15 protein-coding genes are annotated in these 19,141 nt (G+C 70.6%); all 15 read right to left on the reverse strand.

Going from position 1 to position 19,141, the window contains the following annotated elements; all coding sequences use genetic code 11:
* Window positions 1–38: 38 nt before the first annotated feature.
* The 15 genes from P3T35_RS16075 to nuoE all read right to left on the reverse strand — a co-directional run bounded on the left by P3T35_RS16075 (window position 39) and on the right by nuoE (window position 19,139).
* Entirely contained in the window at window positions 39–707 is a 669-nt protein-coding gene (locus tag P3T35_RS16075) for a YdcF family protein (protein ID WP_101385213.1), read from the reverse strand.
* Between the two features lie 420 nt (window positions 708–1,127).
* The gene (locus tag P3T35_RS16080) at window positions 1,128–2,171 is read right to left on the reverse strand and encodes a 2-oxoacid:ferredoxin oxidoreductase subunit beta (RefSeq protein ID WP_101381847.1); all 1,044 of its coding nucleotides are present in this window, start codon (window positions 2,169–2,171) and stop codon (window positions 1,128–1,130) included.
* On the reverse strand, window positions 2,168–4,015 hold the full coding sequence (locus P3T35_RS16085) for a 2-oxoacid:acceptor oxidoreductase subunit alpha (protein ID WP_280706550.1): 1,848 nt from the start codon (window positions 4,013–4,015) through the stop codon (window positions 2,168–2,170). The genes P3T35_RS16080 and P3T35_RS16085 overlap by 4 nt, the downstream gene beginning before the upstream one ends.
* Window positions 4,016–4,290: 275 nt before the next feature.
* Entirely contained in the window at window positions 4,291–4,953 is a 663-nt protein-coding gene (locus P3T35_RS16090; protein WP_280706409.1) for a response regulator transcription factor, read from the reverse strand.
* A gap of 47 nt (window positions 4,954–5,000) precedes the next feature.
* Window positions 5,001–6,014: a polyprenyl synthetase family protein gene (locus tag P3T35_RS16095; RefSeq protein WP_101385210.1), complete on the reverse strand. Its 1,014-nt coding sequence runs from the start codon at window positions 6,012–6,014 to the stop codon at window positions 5,001–5,003.
* 224 nt (window positions 6,015–6,238) lie between these two features.
* Window positions 6,239–7,861: an NADH-quinone oxidoreductase subunit NuoN gene (gene nuoN, locus P3T35_RS16100; protein WP_101385209.1), complete on the reverse strand. Its 1,623-nt coding sequence runs from the start codon at window positions 7,859–7,861 to the stop codon at window positions 6,239–6,241.
* Window positions 7,862–7,866: 5 nt separating this feature from the next.
* Complete coding sequence (locus tag P3T35_RS16105; RefSeq protein ID WP_101381846.1) at window positions 7,867–9,483, reverse strand: NADH-quinone oxidoreductase subunit M; 1,617 nt, start codon at window positions 9,481–9,483, stop codon at window positions 7,867–7,869.
* A 94-nt stretch (window positions 9,484–9,577) separates the two neighbouring features.
* On the reverse strand, window positions 9,578–11,473 hold the full coding sequence (gene nuoL / locus P3T35_RS16110) for an NADH-quinone oxidoreductase subunit L (protein WP_101381845.1): 1,896 nt from the start codon (window positions 11,471–11,473) through the stop codon (window positions 9,578–9,580).
* A 9-nt stretch (window positions 11,474–11,482) separates the two neighbouring features.
* A complete protein-coding gene (gene nuoK / locus P3T35_RS16115) occupies window positions 11,483–11,782 on the reverse strand; it encodes an NADH-quinone oxidoreductase subunit NuoK (protein WP_101381844.1) in 300 nt (99 codons plus the stop codon).
* Window positions 11,779–12,645 carry an NADH-quinone oxidoreductase subunit J gene (locus tag P3T35_RS16120; RefSeq protein WP_101381843.1) on the reverse strand — a complete coding sequence of 289 codons (867 nt, stop codon included), beginning with the start codon at window positions 12,643–12,645 and terminating at the stop codon, window positions 11,779–11,781. Before P3T35_RS16120 ends, nuoK begins: the two co-directional genes overlap by 4 nt.
* Window positions 12,642–13,235: an NADH-quinone oxidoreductase subunit NuoI gene (nuoI, locus tag P3T35_RS16125; RefSeq protein ID WP_101381842.1), complete on the reverse strand. Its 594-nt coding sequence runs from the start codon at window positions 13,233–13,235 to the stop codon at window positions 12,642–12,644. The genes P3T35_RS16120 and nuoI overlap by 4 nt, the downstream gene beginning before the upstream one ends.
* A 6-nt stretch (window positions 13,236–13,241) precedes the next feature.
* Entirely contained in the window at window positions 13,242–14,606 is a 1,365-nt protein-coding gene (nuoH, locus tag P3T35_RS16130; RefSeq protein WP_101381841.1) for an NADH-quinone oxidoreductase subunit NuoH, read from the reverse strand.
* Window positions 14,606–17,059, reverse strand: a complete 2,454-nt coding sequence (locus tag P3T35_RS16135) for an NADH-quinone oxidoreductase subunit G (RefSeq protein ID WP_101381840.1) — start codon at window positions 17,057–17,059, stop codon at window positions 14,606–14,608. Before P3T35_RS16135 ends, nuoH begins: the two co-directional genes overlap by 1 nt.
* Window positions 17,056–18,420, reverse strand: a complete 1,365-nt coding sequence (gene nuoF, locus P3T35_RS16140; protein ID WP_101381839.1) for an NADH-quinone oxidoreductase subunit NuoF — start codon at window positions 18,418–18,420, stop codon at window positions 17,056–17,058. The genes P3T35_RS16135 and nuoF overlap by 4 nt, the downstream gene beginning before the upstream one ends.
* Window positions 18,420–19,139 (reverse strand): NADH-quinone oxidoreductase subunit NuoE, encoded by a 720-nt coding sequence (nuoE, locus tag P3T35_RS16145; RefSeq protein WP_101385208.1) that lies wholly within the window; start codon window positions 19,137–19,139, stop codon window positions 18,420–18,422. The genes nuoF and nuoE overlap by 1 nt, the downstream gene beginning before the upstream one ends.
* Window positions 19,140–19,141 lie beyond the last annotated feature (2 nt).

Genomic DNA, 19,141 nt, shown 5'->3' on the forward strand with positions numbered 1-19,141 from the left:
CCAGTGCTTACGGGGCCGGGGCAATCCGGGGCGCGGGCTCAGTCCTTGACGAGCCGTGAGTCGAACCCGGCGCTGCGGAGGCGCTCGTAGGCGGCACGGACGTCGTCGGGAACGGGCTGCGCGATGGCGAACCCGCGCCTCGGGTACTCGACCACGCGCTGCAGCTCGCCCACCAGCATGTCGATGACGTCCTTCTCGTCGCCGATGGCCCGCACGTACTCGCCCAACTCCCCAGGCGCCGAAGCACACACCACCTCGACGCCGGGCCATTGCCTGCAGCAGGTGGCAAAGGCGCGCCGCTCCACGGGCGGCACGGTGATCAGCAGCACCGACCGGACCGCGATGCCCGCCGAGGCCAGCACCGCCCGCGAAAGGCTGATGTTCTCACCGGTGTTGGTGGCATCCGGCTCCACCAGGATCACGTCCTCCGGCACCCCGAGCTCCAGGGCGCGCTCGCGAAAGCGCACCGCCTCGCCGCCCGGGGCCCGCTCGGGGTGGACGCGGCTGCGGCCACCGCTGAACACCAGGACCGGAAACAGCCCCCGGTGGTACAGCTCGGCGGCACAGGCGGCCACCCCTAGGTCGTGGCCGCCGAGCCCGATCGCGGCATCGCAGGGGCGGAGGGGGTGGTGCAGGTGGTGGTAGTCCCAGAGCGTCTGGGCGTCGTGGCGCTGGTCGCCAGTGATCCCCGACTGAACGTCCGTCATGTACATACTCCTTGAGCCGGACTGAGCACATTTCGTAGCAGACCGGCAACGGACTGCTACGCTCGCTCACTCATCTTCGTATTCCGGCTGATCGGATGGCATCCATGCCGAGCGTCAGGACTACCGCGCGGGTGAGGGACTTTGACGAGCGCATGCATGGCATCTACCTCTAGGGAGAGACAGGATGCGGCTAGGGATCACCGGACACCGAGGTCTGACACCAGATATCGAGCGCCAGGTCCGGCAACTGCTTGACGAGGCTCTCCGCAACGAGGACCCCGCCGAGCTGACCGGCGTATCCTGCACTTGGGGCTCATTGAGTCGGCCGCAGCCCTGCATTCAGGTCCGGCACCAGTGCTGTGATGCGGACTGCTCTGGCGGCCGGCCCCTGGGCAGCGCCCAGGGGCCGGTGATGAACCGTCAGGCGACCGTCCAGGTGTCGCTGCCCGTCAGCAGGGCGCCCAGGTCGCCCGGGCCCTTCTGGGCTACCGCTGCCTCCAACTGGTCGGCCATCAGGGTGTCGTAGACCGGGCGGTCGACGTTGCGGAAGATGCCGATCGGGGTTTGGTGCAGGGTGTCGTTGTCGGCCAGGCGGGAGAGGGCGAAGGCCGAGACCGGGCTGGGCGCGTGGGCGTCGTGGATCACGACGTCGGCGCGGTTGGTGTCGGTGAGATCGCGGACTTCGAGTTCGCCGGTGGTGGGGTTGCGGAAGACGCCCTGGGTGCCGAAGACGACCGGCTCGCCGTGGGTGAGGCGGATCAGGGTGCGCTCGGCGCTGCTCGCGTCCTTGAGGACGTCGAAGGCGCCGTCGTTGAAGATGTTGCAGTTCTGGTAGATCTCGACGATGGCGGTGCCCTCGTGCTGGGCCGCCGCGCGCAGCACCGAGGTGAGGTGCGGGCGGTCGGAGTCGATGGTGCGGGCGACGAAGGTGGCTTCGGCGCCCAGGGCCAGCGAGACCGGGTTGAACGGCGCGTCCAGGGAGCCCATCGGGGTGGACTTGGTGATCTTGCCCAGCTCTGAGGTGGGCGAGTACTGGCCCTTGGTCAGGCCGTAGATCCGGTTGTTGAAGAGCAGGATCTTGAGGTTGACGTTGCGGCGCAGCGCGTGGATCAGGTGGTTGCCGCCGATGGAGAGCGCGTCCCCGTCACCCGTGACCACCCACACCGAGAGGTCCCGGCGCGACGTCGCAAGGCCGGTGGCGATCGCCGGGGCGCGCCCGTGGATCGAGTGCACCCCGTAGGTGTTCATGTAGTACGGGAAGCGGGAGGAGCACCCGATGCCCGAGATGAACACCGTGTTCTCGCGCCGGATCCCCAGCTCCGGCATGAAGGACTGGACCGCGTTGAGGATCACGTAGTCCCCGCAGCCGGGGCACCAGCGCACCTCCTGGTCGGTCTTGAAGTCCTTGGCCGTCTGCGGTGCGTCCGCCTTGGGGACCAGGTGGAGGGCAGGGAAGTCGCTCATCGGGTCTCTCCGTCCAGGGTGCCGATCGCCGCCCACAGCACGTCCGCCAACTGGGCTGCCTTGAAGGGCAGTCCGCGCACCTGGTTGTAGGACTGGGCGTCCACCAGGTACTTGGCGCGCAGCAGCAGGGCGAGTTGGCCGAGGTTCATCTCGGGGACGATGACCTTGTCGTACCCGCGGAGCACCGAACCCAGGTTGGCCGGGAAGGGGTTGAGGTTGCGCAGGTGCACCTGGGCGATCTCGCCGCCGTCGGCGCGGACCCGGCGCACCGCCGCCGTGATGGGGCCGTAGGTGGAGCCCCAGCCGATCACCAGGACCCGAGCCGTCCCGGAGGGGTCGTCAACCTCCACCGGCGGCACGGCGATGCCGTCGATCTTCGCCTGCCGGGTGCGGACCATCAGGTCGTGGTTGGCCGGGTCGTAGGAGATGTTGCCGGTGCCGTCCTGCTTCTCGATCCCACCGATCCGGTGCTCAAGACCCGCCGTGCCGGGCACCGCCCACGGCCGGGCCAGCGTCTCGGGGTCGCGCTTGTACGGGTGGAACGCCCCGCCCTCCGCATTGGGCTCGCTCGCGAAGTCGGGCGAGATGTGCGGCAGTTCGTCGACCGCCGGGATCCGCCACGGCTCCGAGCCGTTGGCCAGGTAACCGTCCGACAGCAGCATCACCGGCGTGCGGTAGGTGACCGCGATCCGGGCCGCCTCCAGGGCGGCGCCGAAGCACTCCGCGGGCGTGGCCGGCGCCACGATCGGCACCGGGGCCTCGCCGTTGCGCCCGAACATGGCCTGCAGCAGGTCGGCCTGCTCGGTCTTGGTCGGCAGACCGGTGGACGGGCCGCCGCGCTGGATGTCGACGACCAGCAGCGGGAGTTCGAGCGAGACCGCCAGCCCGATGGTCTCCGACTTCAGCGCCACACCCGGCCCGGACGTCGTCGTGACCCCCAGCGAGCCCCCGAACGCGGCGCCCAGTGCGGCGCCGATGCCCGCGATCTCGTCCTCCGCCTGGAAGGTCCGCACGCCGAAGTTCTTGTGCTTGCTGAGCTCGTGCAGGATGTCGGAGGCCGGGGTGATGGGGTACGAGCCGAGGAACAGCGGCAGCCCGGAGCGCTGCGAGGCCGCGATCAGGCCGTAGGAGAGCGCCAGGTTGCCGGAGATGTTGCGGTAGGTGCCGGCCGGGAGCTTGGCCGGCTGCACCTCGTAGGAGACCGCGAAGTCCTCGGTGGTCTCACCGAAGTTCCAACCCGCCCGGAACGCCTTGATGTTGGCCTCGGCGATGGCCGGCTTCTTGGCGAACTTGCTGCGCAGGAACCTCTCGGTGCCCTCGGTGGGGCGGTGGTACATCCAGGACAGCAGCCCGAGGGCGAACATGTTCTTGGCCCGCCCCGCGTCCTTGCGCTGCAGCCCGCTGTCCTTCAGCGCCTCCAGCGTGAGCGTGGTCAGCGGGACCTTGTGCAGGTGGTAGCCGGAGAGCGAGCCGTCGGCCAGCGGGTCGGCCGGGTAGCCGACCTTGGCCAGCGCGCGCTTGGTGAACTCGTCGGTGTCGACGATGATCTCGGCGCCGCGCGGCAGATCCGCCAGATTCGCCTTCAGCGCGGCCGGGTTCATCGCGACCAGCACATTGGGCGCGTCACCCGGGGTGAGGATGTCGTGGTCGGCGAAGTGCAGTTGGAAGCTGGACACCCCGGGCAGGGTGCCCTGCGGAGCGCGGATCTCGGCCGGGAAGTTCGGCAGGGTGGACAGGTCGTTGCCGAACGCGGCCGTCTCCGAGGTGAACCTGTCCCCGGTCAGCTGCATCCCGTCACCCGAGTCCCCCGCGAACCGGATGATCACCCTGTCCACCCGGCGGATCGGCTTGCCCCGCCGGGACGGCGCCTCCGGTGCCGTGCGCTCCGCAGCGCCGTCGGCACCACCTGGGTCGCCGCCTGTTGCCTCCACCTGATCGACCTCGCTGGTCACTGCCGCGGACCTCCCTCAGGGGCACCAGCCGCGGGCGCAAGCCGTGTGCTCCGTCCGCCTGGTGCACTGATCGCATCCTATGCGGGTCGAGATTTCCTCGGCGGTAGGTAGAGCAATCAGATGCGTGCGGCTATTTCCTCGCCGGTGGACAGTACGAACTCGATCGATCAGGAGTTCACGTAGGTGAGCACCGCGAGCACCCGGCGGTGGTCTTCCGAGCTCTGGCTCAGGCCGAGCTTGGCGAAGATGTTGGAGACGTGCTTCTCCACCGCGCCGTCGGAGACCACCAGCTGCTTGCCGATCGCGGCGTTGCTGCGGCCCTCGGCCATCAGCGCGAGCACCTCGCGCTCGCGCGGGGTCAGCCCGGCCAGCACGTCACCCCGGCGGCTGCGGCTGAACAGCTGCTGCACCACGTCCGGGTCCAGCGCGGTGCCGCCCTCGGCCACCCGGCGCACCGCGTCCACGAACTCGCGGACCTCGGCCACCCGGTCCTTCAGCAGGTAGCCGACGCCCCGGGTGGAGGAGGCCAGCAACTCGGCGGCGTACTGCTGCTCGACGTGCTGGGAGAGCACCAGCACCCCGAGCGCGGGGAAGCGCTTGCGCAGCTCCACGCAGGCGCGCACGCCCTCGTCGGTGTGGGTGGGCGGCATCCGGACGTCGGCGACCACCACGTCCGGCAGGCCGTCGCCGGCGGCCAGCCCGGCCACCGCCGTCAGCAGCGCCTCACCGTCGCCGACTCCGGCCACCACCTCCAGGCCGCGGTCGGTGAGCAGCCGGGTCAGGCCCTCCCTGAGCAGGACCGAGTCCTCGGCGATGACGACGCGCAGCATCTGGTTCCCCCAAGCGAGTGGCACTGCCCCGAGCGGGTGGCAGTGGGTCACATCGTACGGATCGCCACCGCGTCGCAGAGCCCCTGCAGCGCCGCCTTGGCGGGGCAGTCCGGCAGCGGGTCGAGCAGCGCGCGGGCCTCCTCGGCGTACCGCAGGGTCTCCCGGCGGGCGTGCTCCAGCGCCGGGTGGCGGCGCAGCAGGCGCAGCGCCTCGGCGTGCCGCTGATCGTCGGTCAGGTCGAGCTGGAGCAGCTCGCGCAGCCGGGCGTCCTCGGGGTCGCTCTGGTCCAGCGGCATGGAGTCCAGCAGCAGCACCGGCAAGGTCGGCACGCCCTCGCGCAGGTCGGTGCCGGGGGTCTTGCCGGACTCGTGGCCGTCGCTGGCGATGTCCAGCACGTCGTCGGCGAGCTGGAAGGCCAGGCCCATCTTCTCGCCGTACTCGGTGAGCAGTTCCACCATCCACGGCTCGGCCCCGGCCATCATCGCGCCGAACCGGCCGGAGACGGCCATCAGCGCACCGGTCTTGCCGGCGATCACGTCGAGGTAGTGCCCCAGCGGGTCGCTGCCGGCCTGCGGGCCCGCGGTCTCCAGGATCTGACCGGTGACCAGCCGCTCGAAGGCGTCGGCCTGGATCCGGACGGCCTCGGGGCCGAGGTCGGCCAGCACCTGGGAGGCCCGGGAGAACAGGAAGTCGCCGGTGAGGATGGCCACCGAGTTGTCCCAGCGGGCGTTGGCGCTGGGCGCGCCGCGGCGCACCGGGGCCTCGTCCATCACGTCGTCGTGGTACAGGGTGGCGAGGTGGGTCAGCTCCACCACCACGGCGGCCGGCACCACGCCCGGCGCGCTCGGGTTGCCGAACTGGGCGGCGAGCATGACCAGCAGCGGGCGGAACCTCTTGCCGCCGGCCTCGATCAGATGGCTCGCGGTGACGGTGATGAACGAGATGTCGCTCTTGACGGCCTCGGCGAGGGCGGCCTCCACCGCCTCCATCCCGGCCTGGACGTCACGGGTCAGATCGCGGTCCTCCACGCTGAGCCCGAAGAGTCCTCCTACGACGGTCACGAAGACCACTCCTGTCGCCGGTCGATCATGCGGTCCGGTCCCTGTTGCGGCCGCTGCCATCACCAGCAGCGTATCGGGTCACGAATGGATCACTGTACGGGCGTGCGGGTGAGGAGGGGAACGCGCCGCCGGGCCCGGGGCCGAATGCCCCGGACCCGGCTGTTCACGGCTCGTTCAGCGGACGAACACACGGTCCGTCGACCCGCCGCGCCGCCGACGCCCGTTCAGCGGACGAACGTCGACGCCTTGGACGCCAGATCCAGGAAGTACTGCGGCGCGAGGCCGAGCACCAGGGTGGCGGCCACCGCGACCGAGATCACCGTTGCCGTCGCGGTGCTCGGGATCACCACGGCGGGCCCGTTCGGCTGCGGGTCGGAGAAGAACATCAGCACGATCACCCGGATGTAGAAGAACGCGGCCACCGCCGAGCTCAGCACACCCACGATCACCAGCGGGGTGGCCCCGCCCGCCGCCGCGGCCTGGAACACCGCGAACTTCCCGGTGAAGCCCGCGGTCAGCGGGATCCCGGCGAAGGAGAGCAGGAAGAGCGCGAAGACCGCGGCCAGCAGCGGCGAGCGCCGCCCCAGCCCGGCCCAGCTGGAAAGGTGGGTCGCCTCGCCCCGGGAGTCGCGCACCAGGGTGACCGCCGCGAACGCCCCGAGGGTGACCAGGGAGTAGGCCAGCAGGTAGAAGAGGACCGCGCCGACGCCCTGCCGGTTGGTGGCGATCACGCCGGTCAGCAGGAACCCGGCGTGGGCGATCGAGGAGTAGGCGAGCAGCCGCTTCACGTCCTGCTGGGTGACCGCCAGCACCGCGCCGGCCACCATGGTGAGGATCGCGACGCCCCACATCACCGGGCGCCAGTCCCACCGCAGTCCGGGGAAGGCGACGTAGAAGATCCGCAGCAGCGCGCCGAACGCGGCGACCTTGGTGGCCGCGGCCATGAAGCCGGTGACCGGGGTCGGGGCGCCCTGGTAGACGTCCGGCGTCCAGGCGTGGAACGGCACCGCGCCGACCTTGAACAGCAGGCCGACCGCCAGCATCGCCAGCCCGATCAGCAGTAGCGCGTCGTTCTGGGTGGTGATCGCCAGCGCCGGGGTGACCGGGGCGGTGCCGGAGATCGCGTCGGCGATCTCCGGCAGCCGGAAGCTGCCCGAGTAGCCGTACAGCAGGGCGCTGCCGAACAGGAAGAACGCCGAGGAGAAGGAGCCCAGCAGGAAGTACTTGACCGCCGCCTCCTGGGAGAGCAGCCGACGGCGCCGGGCCAGCGCGCAGAGCAGGTAGAGCGGGAGGGAGAAGACCTCCAGCGCCACGAACATGGTCAGCAGGTCGTTGGCGGCCGGGAAGAGCAGCATGCCGCCGACCGCGAACAGGGTGAGCGGGTAGACCTCGGTGGCGGCGAAGCCCGCCTTGGTGGCCAGTTGCTCCTGCTCGCCGCCGGGGGTGGCGGCGGCCTGGGCGGTGAACGGATCCTGCGGCACGCCCTCGATCTTCGGGTCGAGGCCGCGCTCGGCGTAGGTGAGCACGGCGAGCACCGCGGCCAGGATGATCACGCCCTGCAGGAACAGGGCGGGCCCGTCCAGCGCCACCGAGCCCATCGCCAGCAGCCCGCTCTTGGTGCTGCCGTAGCCCTGGATCGCCAGCACCAGCACGGCGGCGAAGGCGCCCGCCAGGCCGAGCAGCGCCACGCCCACCTGTGCCTGGTAGCGCAGCCGCCGGGGCAGGAAGGCCTCCAGCAGGATGCCCACCACGGCGGTGCCGAAGACGACCAGCATCGGGGAGAGCTGGCCGTACTCGATCTGCGGCGCCGGGATGCTGGGGGTGTTGCCGCTTGCGGCCAGAGTCATGAGGCTCACTTGGTCACACCTCCAGGGGTGGCGGCCATCGGGTGGGCCGGAGCCGGGTCGGTCCGGTGGACCTGGGTGAGGGTGTCGGCGACCGCCGGGTTCACCAGGTCGGTGAGCGGCTTGGGGTAGACCCCGAGCGCGATGGTCAGCGCGATCAGCGGTGCGGCGACCAGGAGTTCACGCGCCTTCAGGTCCGGCATGCCGCTGACGCTCGCCTTGACCGGGCCGGTCATGGTGCGCTGGTAGAGCACCAGCACGTAGAGCGCGGCGAGCACGATGCCCAGGGTGGCGATGATGCCGAGCGCCGGGTAGCGGGTGAAGGTGCCGACCAGCACCAGGAACTCGCTGACGAACGGGGCGAGTCCGGGCAGTGAGAGGGTGGCCAGGCCGCCGATCAGGAAGGTGCCGGCCAGCACCGGGGCCACCTTCTGCACCCCGCCGTAGTCCGCGATCAGCCGGGAGCCGCGCCGCGAGATCAGGAAGCCCGCGATCAGCATCAGCAGCGCCGTGGAGATCCCGTGGTTGACCATGTAGAGGGTGGCGCCGCTCTGGCCCTGGCTGGTCATCGCGAAGATGCCCATGATGATGAAGCCGAAGTGGGAGATCGAGGCGTAGGCGACCAGCCGCTTGATGTCCTTCTGGCCCACCGCGAGCAGCGCGCCGTAGATGATCCCGATCACCGCCAGCACCAGGATCGCGGGGGCGAAGAACTTCGAGGCGTTCGGGAACAGGCCCAGGCAGAACCGCAGCATCGCGAAGGTGCCGACCTTGTCGACCACCGCGGTGATCAGCACGGCGGTTCCGGCGGTGGACTCGCCCATCGCGTTCGGCAGCCAGGTGTGCAGCGGCCAGAGCGGGGCCTTCACCGCGAACGCGAAGAAGAAGCCGAGGAAGAGTGCCTTCTCCGCACCGGAGTCGATCACCAGCTTGCCGTCGGCGATCGACTTGGTGAGCGCCTGCAGGTCGAAGGTGCCCTGGTTCTGGTTGCGGGCGATGACGTAGAGGCTGATCACCGCGGCTAGCATCACCAGGCCGCCGAGCAGGTTGTAGAGCAGGAACTTGACGGCGGCGTAGGAGCGCTGCCGGGCCTGCTCGGGCCCGCCGGCCCGGTCGCCGAAGCCGCCGATCAGGAAGTACATCGGGATCAGCATGGCTTCGAAGAAGACGTAGAACAGGAAGATGTCGGTGGCCAGGAAGGAGACCAGCACCATCGCCTCGACGGCCAGGATCAGCGCGAAGAAGCCCTGGGTGCGGCGACGGTTCTCGAACGTCCCGTCGGGTGACGGGGCAGGGTCGGCGTCGTGCCAGGAGGCCAGCATCACCAGCGGGACCAGCACGGCGGTGAGCAGCACCAGCGCCGCGCCGATCCCGTCCACGCCGAACGAGAAGTCGATCCCGAAGGTCCGGATCCAGCTGTAGGACTCGGTGAGTTGGTAGCGCGGGCCGCCCGGGTGGAACCTGGCGGCGATGACGGCGGCCAGCACCAGGGTGGCGGCCGAGAAGCCGAGCGCCGTCATCCTGCTGGTCCGGCGCCGGGCCTCGCTGGTCCCGGCCGGCAGTGCGGCGGTGACGATCGCCCCGGCGGCCGGGACGGCGCAGGTGGCGGTGAGCAGAACACTCATGCGGCCACCTCGCTTCGCTCGGCGGGCGCAGAGCGCAACACGCACCTTTTGCGCTCGCTCATGCCCAGAACCTCCTGACGCACAGTCAATTTCTTCATACCGACCTCATCAGGAGAGTCGTGGCGACCAGCACCAGCGTGCCGCCGAACATGGAGAGGGCGTAGGAGCGGACGTAGCCGTTCTGCACCCGGCGCACCCGGCTGGACAGGCCCCCGATGCCGGCGGACACCCCGTTGACCGCGCCGTCCAGGCCCTTGGCGTCGAAGTAGACCAGCGCGGCGGTGAGTGCCGTGCCGGGGCGGACCAGCAGGGCGTGGTTGATGTCGTCCTGCAGCAGGTCGCGGCGGGCGGCCCGGGTGAGCACCGAGCCGACCGGCGGGGTGACCGGCACCGCGCTGCGCCCGTACACCAGGTAGGAGGCGCCGACGCCGGCCAGCATGCAGGCGGCGGTGATCAGGGTGACCGTGATCGACGACAGCGGGGAGTTTCCGTCGCTGTGCCCGGTCACCGGGGTCAGCCAGTTGACGAAGGCGTCGTTGATGCTGAACAGCCCGCCGGCCAGCACCGAGCCGACGGCCAGCACGATCATCGGCAGCGTCATGATCTTCGGCGACTCGTGCGGGTGCGGCAACTCGCCGTTCTCGTCGGGCTGCCAGCGCTGCTTGCCGAAGAAGGTCATCAGCATCACGCGGGTCATGTAGAAGGCGGTGACCGCGGCGCCGACCAGGGTGGCAACGCCGAGGATCCAGCCCTCGGTGCCGCCCTGGGCGAAGGCCGCCTCGATGATCTTGTCCTTGGAGAAGAAGCCGGACAGCCCTGGGAAGCCGATGATCGCCAGGTAGCCCAGGCCGAAGGTGACGAAGGTGATCGGCAGGTACTTGCGCAGCCCGCCGTAGTGACGCATGTTCACCTCGTCGTTCATGCCGTGCATCACCGAACCGGCGCCGAGGAACAGCCCGGCCTTGAAGAAGCCGTGGGTGACCAGGTGCATGATGGCGAAGACGTAGCCGATCGGGCCGAGCCCGGCGGCCAGCACCATGTAGCCGATCTGCGACATGGTCGAGCCGGCCAGCGCCTTCTTGATGTCGTCCTTGGCGCACCCGACGATCGCACCGTAGAGCAGCGTGACCGCGCCGACGCAGACCACCGCGAGGCGGGCGTCCGGCGCCCGGTTGAAGATGGCGCTGGAGCGGGTGATCAGGTAGACGCCGGCGGTCACCATGGTGGCCGCGTGGATCAGCGCGGAGACCGGGGTCGGGCCCTCCATGGCGTCCCCGAGCCAGCTCTGCAGCGGCACCTGGGCCGACTTGCCGCAGGCCGCCAGCAGGAGCAGCAGGCCGATCGCGGTGAGCCCGCCCCGGCTCTCCTGCGGGGCGGCGGCGAACACCTGGCTGAAGGAGAAACTGCCGAACTGAGTGAACATCAGCATGATCGCGATGGAGAGTCCGACATCGCCGACCCGGTTGACGATGAACGCCTTCTTGGCCGCGGTGGCCGCGCTCACCTTGTGCTGCCAGAAGCCGATCAGCAGGTACGAGGCGAGCCCGACGCCCTCCCAACCGACGTACAGCAGCAGGTAGTTGTCGGCCAGCACGAGCAGCAGCATGGCCGCCAGGAAGAGGTTGAGGTACCCGAAGAAGCGCCGCCGCCGCTCGTCATGGGCCATGTAGCCCACCGAGTAGAGGTGGATCAGGGTGCCGACCCCGGTGATCAGCAGCACGAAGGTGATGGACAGCTGGTCCAGCTGGAAGGCGGCGTCGGCCTGGAAGCTGCCCACCGAGATCCAGCTGAACACCTTGACCTGGACGGCCCGTTGGGCGACGGGCCGGCCGAGCATCTCGAAGAAGAGGACCAGCCCGAGGACGAAGGAGACGGCGGCGGCCAGCAGGCCGAACCAATGGCCGGACCGGTCGAGCCGGCGGCCGCCGAGCAGCAGCAGGGCAGCACCGGCCAACGGCGCTGCGATCAGCAGCGGGATGAGTGAGTTCACCTGGGGCCCCTACAGCTTCATCAGGTTGCTGTCGTCGACCGAAGCCGAGTGCCTGGTACGGAAGATGCTGACGATGATGGCCAGGCCCACCACGACCTCGGCCGCGGCCACCACCATGGTGAAGAAGGCCATGATCTGGCCGTCCAGGTTGCCGTGCAGCCGGGAGAAGGTGACCAGGGCCAGGTTGGACGCGTTGAGCATCAGCTCGACGCACATGAACAGCACGATGGCATTGCGCCGGATCAGCACCCCCGCGGCCCCGATGGTGAACAACAGGGCCGCGAGGTACAGGTAGTTGACCGGATTCACTCCGCCTCCTCGGACGTCGACTCGTTGTTCGGCACGGTCTCCAGCGCGGTCCGCTGCGACGGCGGCGTGCTCGGGCTCGGCCGCTCGGAGGAGGGCCGGCCCAGCCAGTCGGCGCTGCTGTTCTCCAGCTCGGCCATCCGGCGCAGCATGTCCTGGCTGACGTCGCGGATCTGGCCGCGCTCGCGCAGGGTGCCCATCACCGAGTCCTCGGCGATCGAGCCGTCGGGCAGCAGGCCGGCGATGTCCACCGCGTTGTGCCGGGCGTAGACGCCGGGCGCCGGCAGCGGGGTGACCTGCTTGTTCTCCCTGACCCGCTCGGCGGCCAGCTCGCGCTGGGTCTTCGGCGGCTTCACGTGCTCGCGGTGGGTCAGCACCATGGCGCCGATCGCCGCGGTGATCAGCAGCGCGCCGGTGACCTCGAAGGCCCAGACGTACTTGGTGAAGATCAGCCGGGCCAGGCCCTGCACATTGCCCTCGGCATTGGCCTCGGCCAGGCCGGTGAAGTGGCTGAGCCTGGCGTTGGCGATGCCGGCGATCAGCAGCACCCCGAAGCCGAGCCCGCAGAGCACGGCGGCGATCCGCTGGCCCTTGAGGGTCTCCTTCAGGCTGTCGGCGCTGGAGACGCCGACCAGCATCACCACGAAGAGGAAGAGCATCATGATCGCGCCGGTGTAGACGACGATCTGCACCACACCCAGGAAGACCGCGCCCTGGGCCAGGTAGCAGACGGCCAGCGCCAGCATGGTGGCGGCCAGGCAGAGGGCGCTGTGCACGGCCTTGCGCATGGTCACCATGCCCAGTGCCCCGCCGACGGCGATCACCGCCAGCACCCAGAACTGGACCGCCTCGCCAGTGGAGGTCATGAGGTCACCCCGCGCTCGTGCGTCTCCTGGTCCCGCTCCTGCTGGGTCGTGGTGCCGGGCGCGGCCTCGTGGACCTCGCCCCGGTAGTAGGCACCCTCGTCGGTCCCGGGGTACATGGCGTGCGGCGGCGCCACCATGCCCTCGGTGAGGCCGGCCAGCAGCTGCTCCTTGGTGAAGATCAGGTCCTTGCGCGAGGAGTCGGCCAGCTCGTACTCGTTGGTCATGGTGAGCGCCCGGGTCGGGCAGGCCTCGATGCACAGGCCGCAGAGGATGCAGCGGGCGTAGTTGATCTGGTAGACCGCGCCGTACCGCTCACCCGGGGAGTACCGCTCCTCCTGGGTGTTGTCGGCGCCCTCCACGTAGATCGCGTCGGCGGGGCAGGCCCAGGCGCACAGCTCGCAGCCGATGCACTTCTCCAGGCCGTCCGGGTGCCGGTTGAGCTGGTGGCGGCCGTGGAAGCGGGGGGCGGTGGGCTTCTTCTGCTCGGGGTACTGCTCGGTCAGCCGCTTCTTGAACATGGCCGTGAAGGTCACGCCGAAGCCTGCGGCCGGTCCCAGCAAGGACGGCTTGTCCTGCTCGGGTTCGGACATCTCGGATCAGCTCCCTTCGGACTGGTTGGCGCCGTTGAGCGCGTCCTGCAGTGGTTCGGCCGGCGGCTGCACCTGCGGCACCCGGCTGCGCCGGCGCGGCACGGGCGGCAACTGCTGGCCCGGCAGCGGCGGCACCGGGTAGCCGCCCGCCATCGGGTCGAATTCGGTGGGCGGCTCGAACTTCTGGACCTGCTCCTTGCGGCGCAGGACGTCCCAGACCAGCGAGAGCAGCAGCACCGCGCAGACCGGCGCGCCCACGTAGAGCACCACCGAGCCGAACTGCTCGCCCTGGTTGCGCAGCGCCCGGACGGCGGCCACCATCACCAGCCAGACCAGCGAGACCGGGATCAGCACCTTCCAGCCGAGCTTCATGAACTGGTCGTAGCGGAACCGCGGCAGCGTGCCGCGCAGCCAGATGAAGAAGAACAGCAGCAGCTGGATCTTCAGCACGATCCAGAGCATCGGCCACCAGCCGTGGTTGGCGCCGGTCCAGAACGCGGTGATCGGCCAGGGGGCCCGCCAGCCGCCCAGGAAGAGGGTGGAGGCAACCGCCGAGACGGTGACCATGTTGACGTACTCGGCGAGCATGAACATCGCGAACTTCAGTGAGCTGTACTCGGTGTTGAAGCCGCCGACCAGCTCGCCCTCGGCCTCCGGCAGGTCGAACGGCGCCCGGTTGGTCTCCCCGACCATCGAGATGATGTAGACGATGAAGGAGACCGGGAGCAGCACCGCGAACCAGGTCGGCTGCTGCGAACTGACGATCTGCGAGGTGGACATCGAGCCGGAGTAGATGAACACCGCGGCGAACGAGAGGCCCATGGCGATCTCGTAGGAGATCATCTGCGCCGACGAGCGCAGGCCGCCGAGCAGCGGGTAGGTCGAGCCGGAGGACCAGCCGGCCAGCACGATGCCGTAGATCCCGATCGAGGCGGTGGCCAGGATGTAGAGCAGCGCCACCGGCAGGTCGGTGAGCTGCATCGGGGTCCGGTGGCCGAAGATCGAGATCTCGTTGTCGGCCGGGCCGAACGGGATCACGGCGAACGCCATGAAGGCCGGGATCGCGCAGACGATCGGCGCCAGGATGTAGACCGCCTTGTCGGCCTTGGAGACCACCAGGTCTTCCTTGAGCGCCAGCTTCACACCGTCGGCCAGCGACTGCAGCAGCCCCCAGGGGCCGTGCCGGTTGGGGCCGATCCGCAGCTGCATCCAGGCGACGACCTTGCGCTCCCAGACGATCGCGATCAGCACCGTGACCAGCAGGAAGGCGAAGCAGAACACCGCCTTCAGCAGGACCAGCCACCACGGGTCGCGGCCGAAGTAGCTCAGCGTCTCGTAGTTGCCCGCGGCGGTCATTGTCCAGGTGGGCATTACTCCCCCTCCCCTGCCGGGGCGATGGTCACCAGGTGGCCGACGGTGGTGCCGAGCGCGCGGTAGGCGCCGGGGTCCGTGGAGTTCAGCGGCAGCCACACCGTGCGGTCCGGCTGCTCGGGATCGATGTCCAGCGGCAGCAGCAGCGAGCCGCTCGGTCCGGTGATCCGCAGTCGCCCGCCGCTCGCCCCGATTTCCGCGGCGGTGGTGGGCGACAGCCGGGCGGCCGCGCGGTGCCGGGTGCCGGCCAGGTGCTCATCGCCCTGCTGCAGGCTGCCGTTGTCCAGCAGCAGCCGCCAACCCGCCAGCACCGCCTGCCCGGTGGCCGGGTGGGGCAGCGGCATCGGGTGGCCGGCCGGGGCCGCCGGACGGTCGCCGGTCCACGGGGTGAGCTCGTCCAGCTCGCGGCGGGCCGCCCGGATGTCCGGGAGCCCGAGCCGCCGCCCGATGGCATCCGCCAGCATGTTCAGCACCCGGACGTCCGAGTTGAGTTGGCGGCCCATCAACTGATCGGGCTTCAGCGCCGGTTCGAAGAGCCGCACCCGGCCCTCCCAGTCCAGGAAGGTGCCGGCCTTCTCGGCGACGGCCGCCACCGGCAGCACCACGTCCGCCTGTTCGGTGACGGCCGACGGGCGCAACTCCAGCGAGACCACGAAGCCGACCTGGGCCAGCGCCTCGTCGGCCAGCTGCGGGTCCGCCAGGTCGTCGGGGTCGAGTCCGCCGACCACCAGGGCGTCCAGGTCGCCGGCCACAGCGGCGGCCAGGATCTGCCCGGTGTCGCGGCCGAGGCGGGCCGGCAGCTCGGGCACGCCCCAGACGGCGGCGACCTCGGCGCGGGCCGCCGGCACGGTGACCGGGCGCCCGCCGGGCAGCAGGCCGGGCAGTGCGCCGGCCTCCAGCGCACCGCGCTCCCCGGCCCGGCGCGGGATCCAGGCGAGCTGGGCGCCGCTGGCGTGGGCGAGGCGCAGGGCGGCGGTGAAGGCGCCGGGGATCTGGGCCAGCCGCTCGCCGACCAGGATGACCGCGCCGGGCCGGCGCAGCAGTTCGGCGGCCTGCCCGGCCTCGTTCTCCAGGCCACTCTGCTCGGCCAGCGCGCCCAGCCACTCGGGCTCGGTGCCGGGGGCCGCCGGAAGCAGCGCGCCGCCCAGCTTGGCCAGGCCGCGGGAGCGGTGGTCGGCGATCGCGAAGACCTTGAGACTGCCCGCGCGGGCCGCCTTGCGCAGCCGCAGGAAGACGATCGGCGACTCCTCCTCGGGCTCGAAGCCCGCCAGCAGCACCGCCGGGGCCTGCTCCAGCGCCCGGTAGCTGACGCCGGTGCCGGCTTCGAGGTCCACCCCGGTCCCCGCGACCGCGGCGGCCAGGAAGTCGGCCTCCTCGGCGCTGTGCGGGCGGGCCCGGAAGTCCACGTCGTTGGTGCCGAGCACCACCCGGGCGAACTTGGCGTAGCCGTAGGCGTCCTCGACGGTGACCCGGCCGCCGGTGAGCACACCGGCCCGGGCGCCGCGCAGCCCCTCGGCGGCGGCGGCCAGCGCCTGCGGCCAGGAGGTCGCCACCAGTTCGCCGGTGGCCACGTCGCGGACCAGCGGGCTGGCCAGCCGGTCGCGCTGCTGGGCGTAGCGGAAGGCGAACCGGCCCTTGTCGCAGTTCCACTCCTCGTTGACCTCGGGCTCCTCGCCGGCCAGCCGCCGCAGCACCTTGCCGCGCCGGTGGTCGGTGCGCATCGAGCAGCCGGAGGCGCAGTGCTCGCAGACGCTGGGCGAGGAGACCAGGTCGAAGGGGCGGGAGCGGAACCGGTAGGCGGCCGAGGTGAGCGCGCCGACCGGGCAGATCTGGATGGTGTTGCCGGAGAAGTACGACTCGAAGTCGTCGCCCTCGCCGATGCCGACCTGCTGCAGGGCGCCGCGCTCGAGCAGCTCGATGAACGGGTCGCCGGCGATCTGCTGGGAGAACCGGGTGCAGCGGGCGCAGAGCACGCAGCGCTCCCGGTCCAGCAGCACCTGGCTGCTGATCGGGACCGGCTTCTCAAAGGTGCGCTTCATCCCGTCGAACCGGGAGTCGGCCTGGCCGTTGGACATCGCCTGGTTCTGCAGCGGGCATTCGCCGCCCTTGTCGCAGACCGGGCAGTCCAGCGGGTGGTTGATCAGCAGCAGCTCCATGACGCCGCGTTGGGCCTTCTCGGCGACCGGGGAGGTGACCTGGGTGTGCACCACCATGCCCTCGGCCACCGGGATGGTGCAGGAGGCGACCGGCTTGCGCTGGCCCTCGATCTCCACGATGCACTGGCGGCAGGCGCCGGCCGGTTCGAGCAGCGGGTGGTCGCAGAACCGCGGCACCTGGGTGCCGATCTGCTCGGCGGCCCGGATCACCAAGGTGCCCTTGGGGACCTGGACCTGGACGCCGTCGATGGTGAGCGTGACGAGCTCGACGGCGGTCTTCTCGGGCGTGACGGTCACGCGTGCACCTCCCTCTCGGTGGCGGGCTTGGGGGCGGTGGCGCGGGGGCTGTCGGCCCAGACGGTGCCGGCGGCCGGGTCGAACGGGCAGCGGCGCTCGGTGAGGTGCTGCTCGTACTCGGCGCGGAAGTGCTGCAGCGAGGAGACGATCGGGCTGGCCGCACCGTCACCGAGGGCGCAGAAGGACTTGCCGTTGATGTTGTCGGCGATGTCCAGCAGCTTCTCCAGGTCGCCGGCCTGGCCCTGGCCGGCCTCGATCCGGTCCAGCAACTGGACCAGCCAGTAGGTGCCTTCGCGGCACGGGGTGCACTTGCCGCAGGACTCGTGGGCGTAGAACTCGGTCCACCGGGTGACCGCGCGGACCACGCAGGTGGTCTCGTCGAAGATCTGCAGCGCCTTGGTGCCGAGCATCGAGCCGGCCGCGCCGACGCCCTCGTAGTCGAGCGGCACATCGAGGTGCTGATCGGTGAACATCGGGGTCGAACTGCCGCCCGGGGTCCAGAACTTGAGCCGGTGCCCGGCCCGGATCCCGCCGCTGACGTCGAGGAGCTGGCGCAGCGTCACGCCGAGCGGGGCCTCGTACTGGCCGGGGTTGGTGACGTGCCCGGAGAGCGAGTAGAGCGTGAAGCCCGGGGACTTCTCGGTGCCCAGCGAGGTGAACCACTCCTTGCCGCGCGCCAGGATCGACGGCACCGAGGCGATCGACTCGACGTTGTTCACCACGGTCGGGCAGGCGTAGAGGCCCGCGATGGCCGGGAACGGCGGGCGCAGCCGGGGCTGGCCGCGGCGGCCCTCCAGCGAGTCGAGCAGCGCGGTCTCCTCGCCGCAGATGTAGGCGCCGGCCCCGGCGTGCACGGTGATGTCCAGGTCGATGCCGCTGCCCAGGATGTTCTTGCCGAGGTAGCCGGCCTGGTAGGCCTCGGCGACGGCGGCGTGCAGCCGGCGCAGCACCGGGACCACCTCGCCGCGCAGGTAGATGAAGGCGTGGTCGCAGCGGATCGCGTAGGAGGCGATCACCATGCCCTCGATCAGCGCGTGCGGGTTGGCGAAGAGCAGCGGGATGTCCTTGCAGGTCCCGGGCTCGGACTCGTCGGCGTTGACCACCAGGTAGTGCGGCTTGCCGTCGTTCTGCGGGATGAACTGCCACTTCATCCCGGTGGGGAAGCCGGCGCCGCCGCGGCCGCGCAGCCCGGCCTCCTTGACCAGGGCGATCACGGCGTCGGGCGCCATCGCCAGGGCGGCGCGCAGCCCCTGGTAGCCCTCGTGGCGGCGGTAGGTCTCCAGGGTCCACGGCCGGCGGTCGTCCCAGGAGGCGGAGAGCACGGGCGTGAGCAGCTTCTCGGCCGGCTCGGTGGCGGTCATCACGCTTCCGTCCCTTCGTTGCGCGGCGAGACCACTCGGGCGCCGGGAGTGCCGGGCAGTTGCTCGCCCTTGGCGAGGCGCAGGCCGGCCAGGCTGGGGGCGCCGCCGGCGCCGGACTCGTCGTTGGCGCCGGACCGTTCGTCGGGGAAGCCGGCCAGCATCCGGGCGGTCTCCTTGAAGCCGCAGAGCCGGGCGCCGCGGGTGGGCCGCACCTCCTCGCCGGCCCGCAGGTCGTCGACCAGCTGCTTGGCGCTGTCCGGGGTCTGGTTGTCGAAGAACTCCCAGTTGACCATCACCACGGGTGCGTAGTCGCAGGCCGCGTTGCACTCGATGTGCTCCAGCGAGATCGCACCGTCCTCGGTGGTCTCGTTGTTGCCGATCCCCAGGTGCTCCTTGAGCTCCGCGAAGATCTCGTCGCCGCCGAGCACCGCGCACAGCGTGTTGGTGCACACCCCCACGTGGTACTCGCCGGCGGGCCGGCGCCGGTACATGGTGTAGAAGGTGGCGACCGCGGTGACCTCGGCCGTGGTGAGCTCCAACTGCTCGGCGCAGAACCGGATTCCGGTGGCGCTGACGAAGCCCTCCTCGGCCTGGACCAGGTGCAGCAGCGGCAGCAGTGCGGACCGCGGCTGCGGATAGCGGGCGATCAGCTGCTGGGCGTCGGCCGCCAGCCGCTGGTGCACCTCGGGCGGATACGGCTTGGCCGGCAGCGCCGGCAGGC

This window comes from Kitasatospora sp. GP30 (assembly GCF_029892145.1).
Classification (GTDB): Bacteria; Actinomycetota; Actinomycetes; order Streptomycetales; family Streptomycetaceae; genus Kitasatospora; species Kitasatospora acidiphila.